Genomic DNA, 11,195 nt, shown 5'->3' with positions numbered 1-11,195 from the left:
GGCTTGCAACTCCTCCCCCGATGATCAGTCGGGAACCATAGCCTCACTGAAAGGCTTTGGTCGAGATACAAGGGTGGACATCGCTCTTTATGTCCACCGATGCGCAGCCGAAGCGGTGGATGAAAAAGCGTCATCCACCCTACGCAACTGCAGCAGCGCCGAGGTAGAAGATCTGTCGCGGCTAAAGCCCCTCCCACGGGGATTCCTGATAGTTGTGGGAGGGGCTTTAGCCGCGATCTGCTGCATACCTTTCACCGATGCATCCACACCAGAATCCATGACCCGCTTCGGGTAAACTTCGCCCTTCGTTTCATTTGCCCATCGAGACCGCCATGCCGATCCGTCACTGCATCGTCCACCTGATCGACAAGAAGCCCGACGGCAGCCCTGCCGTGCTGCACGCCCGCGACAGCGAGCTGGCCACCTCGCAAGCCATGGAAAACCTGCTGGCCGACCTCAACGAGAGCTACAACGCCAAGCAGGGCAAGGCCTGGGGCCTGTTCCACGAGGAATCCGGCGCCTACCCGTTCAGCGGCTGGCTCAAGGCCTATCTCGATGGTGAGCAGGACTTCACGGCCTTCAGCCGCCAGGCCGTGGAACAACTACAGAAGCTGATGGAAGAATCCAACCTGTCCACCGGCGGCCATGTCCTCTTCGCCCACTACCAGCAAGGCATGACCGACTACCTGGCCATCGCCCTGCTGCACCACAGCGAAGGCGTGGCGGTGACCGATGCGCTGGACGTGACCCCGGCCAAGCACCTCGACCTCGGCCAACTGCACCTGGCCGCGCGCATCAACATCAGCGAGTGGCAGAACAACAAGCAGTCCAAGCAGTACATCTCCTTCATCAAGGGCAAGAACGGCAAGAAGGTGTCAGACTACTTCCGCGACTTCATCGGCTGCCAGGAAGGCGTCGACGGCCCCGGCGAGACGCGCACCCTGCTCAAGGCCTTCAGCGACTTCGTCGAGAGCGAAGACCTGCCTGAAGAGCAGGCCCGCGAGAAAACCAAGACCCTGGTCGGCTACGCCACCAGCCAGGCCAAATTGGGCGAGCCGATCACGCTGGACGAACTCTCCGGGCTGATCGACGAAGACCGCCCGCGCGCCTTCTACGAGCACATCCGTAACAAGGACTACGGCATGGCCCCGGAATTTCCGGCGGACAAACGTACCCTGAACCAGTTCCAGCGCTTCACCGGCCGCGCCGAAGGGTTGTCGATCAGCTTCGAGGCGCACCTGCTGGGCTCGAAGGTCGAGTACGACGAGGGCCGCGACATGCTGATCATTCGCCAGTTGCCGACCCAGTTGAAGGATCAGCTCAAGCGTCGGCAGGATTGAGGCCTGCTGTTGTAGGGTGGGCCGGGCGGCGATCCGTTTTAGCCCACCGAGGAGGGTGCCCGGCTTTCCTTACGAGGCAGAGATCGTTGTTGGTGGGCTGAAGCCCACCCTACGCCCACCCTACGAGCCTGACATGACCGCGCTATCACACAAGGACGCGCAACCATGAAGAAGATACTGCTGGTGCTCGCAGCCCTGGCCCTGTGGCAGAACTGGGGCAAGATCGACCACTGGCTGAACCCGCCGCAAGCCAGCAATGCCAGTGGCGAGATCGTCCTCTACGCCACCAGTTGGTGCGGCTACTGCGCCAAGACCCGCGAGCTGCTGCAGAGTGACGGCATCGCCTATCGCGAAGTGGATATCGAAAAGGACGCCGTAGGCCGTCGCCAGTACGACGCCATCGGCGGGCGTGGCATCCCAGTGCTGGACATGCGCGGCCAGATCATCCAGGGCTATAACCCGACAGCGATCCGCGCCGCCTACTGACGACGTTCAGCCACGCGAGGCGAGCCACTAAGTCTCGTCACGCCGCCACTGCCGTGGGCTAACGCCGAACCAGCGACGGAACGCGCGGGAGAAGGCGCTGGTTTCCGAGTAACCCAGCAGCGGCGCCAACTCGGTGATCGACAGGTTCTGCCGCAGGTAATGCAGCGCCAACTCACGCCGCACATCATCGATCAGGCCGGAGAAGCACAGGCCCTGCTCACGCAGGCGGCGCTGCAATGAGGCGCCGCTGAGATCCAGCGCCATGGCAATCTGCTCCAGCCCAGGCTCACTCTGCAGCAGAGCGTTGCGTACCAGGCCACGCGCCTGCGCGACCACGTCGCGCGGTTGCTGGCTCTGCGCGCCGAGGCGGCGAATGGCGTCCTGCATCACCATCAGCAGCATGGGGTCGGCATCGGCCATCACCTGCCCGGCCAGGTCACGCTTGGGAATGAACATGGAGTTGCACGGCTGGTTGAACTGCACAGGCGCATCGAACAGGCGCAGGTGTTCCTGCCAGCCCTCCGGGCGGGCGTGCTCGAAGTGCACGGCGCGCGGCGCCCAGTTCGGCCCACGTTGGTGACGCATCAGGTTGAGCAGCATACCCATGGTCAGTTCGGCATCCTGGCGCTTGCCGATGATCGCCGCATGTTCGACGCGGTAATCGAAGCGGTAACACTCACCGACGTCCAGCAGACGGATCAGGGTGTCGTGCTGGTGCAACGGAAACGCCCCGGCGAAGTTGCGCAGCGCCTCCTCCAGCGTTGCCGAGCACAGCCCGATATAGCCCAGCAGTCCCAGCGCCTGCGGGCGGAATTGCTGGCCGTAGTACAGACCGAAGTTGTCGCAGCCCGATTGCGCCGCAGCCTCCTCAAGCACCCGGCAATAGCTGCCCAGATCCAGACTCAGGGTCGGGTGACGCATCAGCTCGGGGTCGATACCGGAAACCCCGAAGATACGGTCGACGTCACCACCGTGTCGGCTGATGAAACCGTCCAAACCACTGGCCGCCGCCGAGAGCACACCCAGGTTGCCACTGGCATTGAGCAGGTCGGGAACGGGGCTGGCAAAGTTCGAAGACTGAAACATTGAGTAACAACCGCAGCAGAATTGCTCGAGTATTAGCAAATCCTGTGCCTTGACCCTCCCAATGACTGCAGCAGCACAGGCCAGGTATCGCTGCAAACGCTCAAGCGCCTCGGCACGTCCTTCGCACCCTCTGAGAGAGTGATTTTTTACACGCCCCCACACAGGGCATGGAGCCTCACAGAGCCTAGATAAAGCACCAGGTGAGCAAGCAACGCGCCTCGGCATGGCCTGCAACACAGCCAGATGCGGCATTTTGGTGCAAAAACAGCTCGGCTTTGGGGCAAGGCCCTGACTTGACTCTGCAGCGCACTCAACAGCTTTACGGGTCAAGTCAGCGTGGCCAGGTCTGGTTACTCTCGGGCCACGTACGGTCTGCCGTTTCCACTTCGAGGGCGCATTGATGACTGCTTCACAACTGAAACCGACTTTAGGAACCCTGCACCTGTGGGGCATCGCCGTTGGCCTGGTGATCTCCGGAGAATACTTCGGCTGGAGCTACGGCTGGGGCGTGGCCGGCACGCTAGGCTTTCTCGTCACCACGCTGCTGGTGGCGGTGATGTACACCTGCTTCATCTTCAGCTTCACCGAGCTGACCACCGCCATCCCCCACGCGGGCGGCCCGTTCGCCTACAGCCTGCGCGCCTTCGGCCCTACCGGCGGGATCATCGCCGGCCTGGCCACGCTGATCGAATTCGTCTTCGCTCCACCGGCGATCGCCATGGCCATCGGCTCGTATCTCAACGTGCAGTTTCCGGATCTCGACCCGAAATTCGCCGCCGTCGGTGCCTATGTGATCTTCATGGGCCTGAACATCCTCGGCGTAAGCATCGCCGCCACCTTCGAGCTGGTGGTCACCGTGCTCGCCGTGTTGGAACTGCTGGTGTTCATGGGCGTGGTCGCACCGGGCTTCAGCTTCAGCAACTTCGTGCTCGATGGCTGGGCTGGCAGCAACGAATTCAGCGGGGCTGCGGTGTCCGGCATATTCGCCGCCATCCCTTTCGCCATCTGGTTCTTCCTGGCTATCGAAGGCGCCGCCATGGCCGCCGAGGAAGCCAAGGATCCCAAGCGCACCATTCCCAAGGCCTATATCGCCGGCATCCTGACCCTGGTGACGCTGGCCATTGGCGTGATGATCTTCGCCGGCGGCGTGGGTAACTGGAAGGAACTGTCGAACATCAACGATCCGCTGCCGCAAGCCATGAAAGCCGTGGTGGGCAGCGATTCGACCTGGATGCACATGCTGGTGTGGATCGGTCTGTTCGGCCTGGTGGCCAGCTTCCACGGCATCATCCTCGGCTATTCGCGCCAGTTCTTCGCCCTCGCCCGCGCCGGCTACCTGCCCAAGGGCCTGGCCAAGCTGTCGCGCTTCCAGACGCCGCACCGCGCGATCATCGCCGGTGGCGTGATCGGTATCGCCGCCGTGTTCAGCGACGGCGTGATCAACCTGCAAGGCATGAGCCTGACTGCGGCGATGATCACCATGGCCGTGTTCGGTGCCATCGTCATGTACATCATGAGCATGCTCAGCCTGTTCAAGCTGCGCCGCAGCGAACCGAATCTTGCGCGCAGCTTCCGCGCTCCGGGCTACCCGGTGGTGCCGGCCATTGCCCTGGGCATCGCCTTGGTTTGCCTGAGTGCGATGATCTGGTTCAACGGCGTGCTGGCGCTGATCTTCCTCGGGCTAATGGCCGTCGGTTATCTGTACTTCCTGTGCACTGCCGATCAGCGTGAGGCCGCCGCACAGGCCAACCCGATCTGATAACCTGAAACGCCGGGCTAACGCCCGGCGCTGTGTTCTTACACTGCACGAGGAGTCAGCCGATGGCCGGATTCACTCATAGCGTCGGGCTGCAAACCTGGCGCTTCGACAGCCTGCGCGAGCTGATGGCCAAGGCCACGCCGGCACGTTCCGGTGACTACCTGGCCGGGGTTGCCGCCAGCAGCGACGCCGAGCGTGCCGCTGCGCAGATGGCCCTGGCCGAGGTGCCGCTCAAGCACTTCTTGCAGGAGGCGCTGATCCCCTACGAGAGCGACGAAGTCACTCGTCTGATCATCGACACTCATGACGCACAGGCCTTCGCCCCGGTCAGCCACCTTACGGTGGGCGGCTTTCGCGACTGGCTGCTCAGCGACGTCGCCGACGAAGCCAGCCTCAAGGCGCTGGCCCCTGGCCTGACGCCGGAGATGATCGCGGCGGTGTCGAAGATCATGCGCATTCAGGATCTGGTGCTGGTGGCGCAGAAGACCCGCGTGGTCACTCGCTTTCGCAACACCCAGGGCCTGCGCGGGCGCATGTCCACCCGCCTGCAACCGAACCACCCCACCGACGACCCGGCCGGTATCGCCGCCAGCGTGGTCGATGGCCTGCTCTACGGCAACGGCGATGCCATGATCGGCATCAACCCGGCCACCGACAGCATGAGCGCGGTGTGCACCCTGCTGGAGATGCTCGACGCCGTGATCCAGCGCTACGAGATCCCCACCCAGTCCTGCGTACTGACTCACGTCACCAGTTCCATCGCCGCCATCGAACGCGGCGCGCCGCTGGATCTGGTGTTCCAGTCCATCGCCGGCACCGAGGCGGCCAACGCCAGCTTCGGCGTGACCCTCAAGGTGCTGCAGGAAGGCTACGAAGCCGGCCTGAGCCTCAAGCGCGGCACCCTCGGCAACAACCTGATGTACTTCGAGACCGGCCAGGGCAGCGCGTTGTCGGCCAACGCCAACCATGGCGTCGACCAGCAGACCTGCGAAACCCGCGCCTACGCCGTGGCCCGACACTTCAACCCGTTCCTGGTCAACACCGTGGTCGGCTTCATCGGCCCGGAATACCTGTACAACGGCAAGCAGATCATCCGCGCCGGATTGGAAGACCACTTCTGCGGCAAGCTGCTCGGCGTGCCCATGGGCTGCGACATCTGCTACACCAACCATGCCGAAGCCGACCAGGACGACATGGACACCCTGCTGACCCTGCTCGGCACCGCCGGCATCAACTTCATCATGGGCATTCCCGGCTCGGATGACGTGATGCTCAACTACCAGACCACCTCGTTCCACGACGCGCTCTACGCGCGCAAGGTGCTCGGCCTGCACGCCGCACCGGAGTTCGAGGCCTGGCTGGCGCGCATGGGCATCTTCCAGCAACAGGGCGGGCAACTGCGCATGGGCGAGGAACTGCCGCCGGCATTTCGTCAGGCCCTGGCCCAATTGTCCTGATCAATCGAGGTCGTCATGAGCGAAAAGTCCCCCGCTACCGCCAACCCTTGGCAGCACCTGCGCCAACTGACACCCGCGCGCATCGCGCTGGGCCGCGCCGGCACCAGCCTGCCGACCAGCGCCCAGTTGGATTTCCAGTTCGCCCATGCCCAGGCACGCGACGCCGTGCACCTGCCGTTCGACCACACTGCGCTGCGCGAAGCGCTGCATGACCGCCAGTTGCCCACGCTGTTGTTGCACAGCGCAGCGACTGACCGCCACACCTACCTGCAGCGCCCGGATCTGGGCCGGCGCCTACATGAAGATGCCGCGCAGTTACTCGATGACTATGCCGCAGAGCACGGTCGGGGCTACGACCTGGCCATCGTCATCGCCGACGGCCTGTCGTCACTGGCGGTGCAGAAGCACAGCCTGCCCTTTCTCGACCGTTTGCTGGAACAGGTGCTGGAAGAAGGCTGGTCACTGGCGCCCATCGCCATCGTCGAGCAGGGACGGGTCGCCGTGGCCGACGAGGTGGGCGAACGTCTGGGGGCAAAGATGACGGTGATCCTGATTGGCGAACGCCCCGGGCTGAGTTCACCGGACAGCCTGGGCCTGTATTTCACCTACGCGCCGCGCGTCGGCCTCAACGACGCCTACCGCAACTGCATCTCCAACGTGCGCCTGGAGGGCCTGAGCTACGGCATGGCCACCTTCCGCCTGATGTACCTGATGCGCGAGGCCTGCCGCCGGCAACTGTCCGGGGTCGACCTCAAGGACGAGGCCGAAGTGCCGACGCTGGAAAACGCTGGGCCGGGGAATTTCCTGTTACCGGATCATCGTTGAGACGGTTGGTCAGCGCCTACGGTACGCACCTTGGTGGATGAAAAAGGCGTCATCCACCCTACGCACTGACCACCGACGTAGCCTGATACGGAAGGTAGGATGGACGACGCTTCATCCGCTGCCACAACCGTCTCTGTCGCGGCTAAAGCCCCTCCCACAGGTCATCAACCTGCGAGCGGGGCGCTGTGAAAGCAGATTTTGTGGGAGGGGCTTTAGCCGCGATCTTTACGAGCGATCAGCACGCCTCGAGACGAAAGCCCAGACGCGGGAAGTGCACATGCACGGTGCCGGCACGCTCGTCTTCACGGCGCAGGATCAGCTCCTCACGCCCGGCGTACAGCAACTCACCCTCCACCGGATCCACGCCATAGTCCACCGCTGCGATGCGTACCATCTGACCGGGCTGGAAGCCGTTGGGGTCGACAAAGTCGTCCTCCGGCAGAGCTGCCGGCGTCGCTTCGCAGGCCACGGCGATAGCCTGCTCGCTGCTCATCTCGCTCAGTGAGCCATGACCGAAGTCCAACACCCGCGCCAGCCAGGCCGCAACTTCCGGGTAATCATCCACCAGCGGTGCGGTCACCGGGGTGCCGCGCAGGAACCATAGCGGGTGTGCCAGGGCGATATCGGCGACGCTCGCCTCACCGAAGAGGAAATCGCCACCGCTGCGCAGTTGCAGCTGCAGACGGCCCATGATTACCGGCCATTGATGACGAGCCTGCTCCAGCGGCAGACGGCTGGCCGTGCCGCCGGAGAACAGCGCGGCACGATCAGCCGCGAACGCCTTGGCGAACTCTGGCGGTACCTTGGCGAAGCGCACCGCCATGGATTCGGGCGCGAAGACCAGCGACACCGCATGCTGGAACACCACCGAGTCAGCCCACTGAGCGAAGGTGGCGACATTGAACGCCTGCGCCTCCGGGTACAGCGCCGGAGTCGCCTTCTCGGCCTCCAGGCGGCGGGCGATCAGTGCGGTGTCGCAGTAGATGTCGGCGCCGACCTGCAGCACCGGGGTCTTGCGGTAGCCGCCGGTCAGAGCCGTGAGATCAGGCTTGGGCATCACCGGCGGAATCATCACCGAGCGCCAGGACAGTTGCTTGAAGCCCAACAGCAGGCGAGCTTTCTCGGCAAACGGCGAGGTCGGATAGTGGTGCAGGATCAGCTCGTGCATGGCGCGCTCCGCGGCAGGTTCAAAGCGCCCAGCTTAACCGCGCAGCGTGCGGGCGCACACCGCCTCAGGCTGATGCGTCGCCATCACCGGCCGGAATGAGCGCTTCCTTGGCCGCCTTGCTCAGGCGCTTGATCGCCCGCTCGCGGCGCAGGGCATCACCCTTGCCGGCACAGGCCTCGACGTAGGCCAGCGCCAGCGCCGGGCTGGTATGGAAGAAACGTGCGCCCTTGCCTGCCTGATGCTGGGCGAAGCGCCGCTGAGGGTCGTCGCTGATGCCGCAATACAGCGCGCCATTGGCAGCGCGCACCAGGTAGACGAACCAGGGTTTTTCGACGGTCGCCGTCATCCGCGCGCGGGAAACCACTCACGCGCCGAGCGCCACAGGCACATACCGACGAAATAGGCCGATGCAGCGAACCACAACCCCATCACCCACACCGAATGGTGCGGATACTGCAGGATCAGCAGGGCGCTGGAGAGCATCCAGACGAAGGTCACGACGATGTTCAGCGGCATGAACTGACGCACACGGAACGGGTGCAGGAACTTCATCTGGGTCAGGGTCAGCGCGGCCAGCGCGACGATCATGCCGAGGGTGATCCAGGGATGAACGTCGAGAATGTAGAAATACAGCACCACCACATTCCAGGCCGCCGGGAAGCCGACGAAGTAGTTGTCCTTGCTCTTCATGTTGACGTTGCAGAAGCAGAACAGCGAAGACAGCAGGATCAGGCCCACGGCAAACAGCGGGGTGTAGTCCGGCAGCGGGATGAAGCGATAGAGGAAGATTGCCGGGATGAACACGTAGGTGAGGTAGTCGATGACCAGATCGAGGGTCGAGCCATCGAAATGCGGCAGCACGCCTTTGACGTCGTAACGTCGCGCCAGCGAACCATCGAGCCCGTCGACCAGCAGGGCCAGGCCCAGCCAGAGCAGGCATTGCTTGGGTTGACCGTCGAGGACGGCCAGCAACGCCAGCAGCGCGAGGATCACACCACTGGCAGTGACGGCATGAACGCCCCAGGCCTTGGCCTGTTTTACGGCTACGATGAGTTCGGTCACGGCAGGTCTCGATTGGCAGTGGAGATACGGCACACCATGTGCGCACCCTTTATTGAAAGCTAAGAACCTGTTCACGATCTGCTGCGCGTTGGCCATGCTGCGTTGAAACCAGCCTCAAAATGCTCATTTACAACTCGTAAAGTCGAACGCGACTCCGAGCGTTTTTCGCCTGGTTTCGCCTTGCCTGGCTCTAGCTCGCGAGATCCTCAACAGGTTCTAAGACCGGTTAGCCTACCACTGCGTTCACTCGCTCGCCTCAGCAGCTCGCACGAAACTGCGCCAGTCCCCGTGCCGCCTGTCGCCGAATGGCGCCCTGTACCGGCGGTGCCCAGCCCAGCAGCAGCCCCTTGGCCCCCAGTGCCTGACGCGTCCAGCGCCACAGGTCAAAGTGATCGCGATGCTCGACGATCAGGCCGTCGCGGAAGACGAAACGCGCCTGGATATGGTTGACCACCTGACGACCGGTCGCACTGAAACGGTAGGTTGCCACCCAACGGGCGCTGCCGGCGTGATCGTCGGCATGTACCGAGTCGAAGGTCAGCGAGAAGCCTTCGGCTCGCTTGCACAGCATGCGCCACATATCAGCCGCTTCGGCGCCTTGCAAACCGGTGAACACCGGGTCGGAAAAGCGCACATCTTCGGCATAGCAGGCCGCCATAGCGTCGGCGTCGAGCTGTTGGAAGGCCGTGTAGAAACGCGTGATCAGGTCGGCGTTGGGGTGGATCATGGGGCGCTCCTGCGATCTGCCGTCATAATGGTGACGGGCTCGGGTAATGGATGCAGCCTAGTCTGTCCTTCGGAAGACGTGAGCGCGATTGGCGACGAAGACAACTTTATGTCAATAATCGCCAACCTCCCGCTTCGGTGCTCATCATGCTGCGTGTCGCGCTCTACGTTTGTCCGCAAACCGTGTGTTCCAGCCTGAGCATGGCGCAGGACGCTTTCGGTATGGCCAATCGCCTGAGCGGCTCGCCGCGCTTTCAGGTGCAGCGCTTCAGCCTGGATGGCCAACCGGTGCAACTGGATTTCGCCGAGATCCAGGTCGATGGCGGGCTGGATCTCGGCGAACGTGCCGATCTGCTGATTTTGCCGGCCACTGGCAGCGCCGTGACACGTACGCTGGAGGCCAACGCCAGGCTGTTGCCGTGGCTGGCAGCACGACAGGAGCAGCAGGTCGCCAGCCTGTGCAGCAGTGCCTTTCTGCTGGCCGCGGCCGGCCTGCTCGATGACCGCCGCGCCACCACCCACTGGGCCTTGGCCGACGCCTTCGCACGGCGCTATCCGAAGGTGCACCTGCACAGTGAGCAGCTACTGACACAGGATGGCCGTCTGTTCTGCTCCGGTGGTGCGCAGGCTGGCTTGGATCTGTGTTTGCACCTGCTCGCCCTGCATGGTGGCGAGGGTCTGGCACGACAGGTGGCCGCAGCCCTGGTGGTCGAACGCCAACGAGGCCTGCAGACGCGCTTCGCGCCGCTGCTGCCCGAAGTCGAGGAAGGCCCGATGACGCCCCTGTTGCACTGGCTGCACGCGCATCACGGCGAGGCCATCGATCTCGAGTGCCTGACACAGCAGGCGCACTGTTCGCCTCGCACGCTGTTGCGCCGCTTCAAGGCATGGACCGGGCTGACGCCCAGCGACTACCTGCAACGCCTGCGTATCAGCCAGGCGCAGCAGGCATTGGCAGGCTCGGGGCAATCCCTGGAGCAGATCGCCAGCGCTATCGGATTTGCCGACCGCGCCACCTTCGCCAAGCGGTTCAAGCAACTCTGCGGGGAGACGCCGGGGGCCTTTCGCAAGCGCATGCAACGGAGCGGATGAAAAATGGTTCGTTGAGGATTTGAAGGGAAAGTGGTCGCGATACCGGACTGGCAAGTTTGTTTGATTTTGTCGTCTTGCGCTGGTGTTCTGGACGCCGCTTTGGGTGTTTTCAGATATTCCGGGTTTCGCCCCCTCGGGCGACTCACTTTTCTTTGAAATGCGCAAAGAAAAGTAAGCAAAAGAAAGCGCACCCC

12 protein-coding genes are annotated in these 11,195 nt (G+C 63.3%); 7 read left to right on the top strand and 5 right to left on the bottom strand.

The genetic code is table 11. The features are described from left to right. The 3 genes from VC352_RS24720 to VC352_RS24710 form a co-directional block, all read left to right on the top strand. On the top strand, positions 1–295 hold a 295-nt coding region (locus VC352_RS24720; RefSeq protein ID WP_322982147.1), incomplete at its 5' end, for a hypothetical protein. Positions 296–332: 37 nt separating this feature from the next. Then, positions 333–1,340 (top strand): nucleoid-associated protein YejK, encoded by a 1,008-nt coding sequence (yejK, locus tag VC352_RS24715; RefSeq protein ID WP_017362552.1) that lies wholly within the window; start codon positions 333–335, stop codon positions 1,338–1,340. 165 nt (positions 1,341–1,505) lie between these two features. Further along, on the top strand, positions 1,506–1,826 hold the full coding sequence (locus VC352_RS24710) for a glutaredoxin family protein (protein ID WP_322982146.1): 321 nt from the start codon (positions 1,506–1,508) through the stop codon (positions 1,824–1,826). 27 nt (positions 1,827–1,853) lie between these two features. Here the strand turns inward: VC352_RS24710 and VC352_RS24705 are convergent, their stop codons facing one another. Then, complete coding sequence (locus VC352_RS24705) at positions 1,854–2,912, bottom strand: AraC family transcriptional regulator (protein ID WP_322982145.1); 1,059 nt, start codon at positions 2,910–2,912, stop codon at positions 1,854–1,856. 400 nt (positions 2,913–3,312) lie between these two features. Between VC352_RS24705 and eat the strand changes: the two genes are divergently transcribed. From eat to eutC, 3 genes are all read left to right on the top strand, one after another. Continuing rightward, complete coding sequence (gene eat, locus VC352_RS24700) at positions 3,313–4,671, top strand: ethanolamine permease (RefSeq protein ID WP_416340239.1); 1,359 nt, start codon at positions 3,313–3,315, stop codon at positions 4,669–4,671. Between the two features lie 62 nt (positions 4,672–4,733). After that, the gene (locus VC352_RS24695) at positions 4,734–6,128 is read left to right on the top strand and encodes an ethanolamine ammonia-lyase subunit EutB (protein WP_322982143.1); all 1,395 of its coding nucleotides are present in this window, start codon (positions 4,734–4,736) and stop codon (positions 6,126–6,128) included. 15 nt (positions 6,129–6,143) lie between these two features. Beyond that, the gene (gene eutC, locus VC352_RS24690) at positions 6,144–6,953 is read left to right on the top strand and encodes an ethanolamine ammonia-lyase subunit EutC (protein ID WP_322982142.1); all 810 of its coding nucleotides are present in this window, start codon (positions 6,144–6,146) and stop codon (positions 6,951–6,953) included. A gap of 235 nt (positions 6,954–7,188) precedes the next feature. Here the strand turns inward: eutC and VC352_RS24685 are convergent, their stop codons facing one another. The 4 genes from VC352_RS24685 to VC352_RS24670 all read right to left on the bottom strand — a co-directional run bounded on the left by VC352_RS24685 (position 7,189) and on the right by VC352_RS24670 (position 9,910). Beyond that, entirely contained in the window at positions 7,189–8,121 is a 933-nt protein-coding gene (locus tag VC352_RS24685; protein WP_322982141.1) for a glutathione S-transferase family protein, read from the bottom strand. Between the two features lie 64 nt (positions 8,122–8,185). After that, positions 8,186–8,467 carry a GIY-YIG nuclease family protein gene (locus VC352_RS24680; protein ID WP_322982140.1) on the bottom strand — a complete coding sequence of 94 codons (282 nt, stop codon included), beginning with the start codon at positions 8,465–8,467 and terminating at the stop codon, positions 8,186–8,188. Continuing rightward, a complete protein-coding gene (gene pcsA, locus VC352_RS24675; RefSeq protein ID WP_322982139.1) occupies positions 8,464–9,183 on the bottom strand; it encodes a phosphatidylcholine synthase in 720 nt (239 codons plus the stop codon). The genes VC352_RS24680 and pcsA overlap by 4 nt, the downstream gene beginning before the upstream one ends. 256 nt (positions 9,184–9,439) lie before the next feature. Next, positions 9,440–9,910 (bottom strand): nuclear transport factor 2 family protein, encoded by a 471-nt coding sequence (locus VC352_RS24670; protein ID WP_322982138.1) that lies wholly within the window; start codon positions 9,908–9,910, stop codon positions 9,440–9,442. Between the two features lie 146 nt (positions 9,911–10,056). Between VC352_RS24670 and VC352_RS24665 the strand changes: the two genes are divergently transcribed. Then, positions 10,057–11,001, top strand: a complete 945-nt coding sequence (locus VC352_RS24665) for a GlxA family transcriptional regulator (protein ID WP_322982137.1) — start codon at positions 10,057–10,059, stop codon at positions 10,999–11,001. Positions 11,002–11,195: the final 194 nt, after the last annotated feature.

This window comes from Pseudomonas sp. C11 (assembly GCF_034683865.1).
In the GTDB taxonomy this organism is placed as follows: domain Bacteria; phylum Pseudomonadota; class Gammaproteobacteria; order Pseudomonadales; family Pseudomonadaceae; genus Aquipseudomonas.
This window is presented reverse-complemented; position numbering and strand designations above follow the sequence as displayed.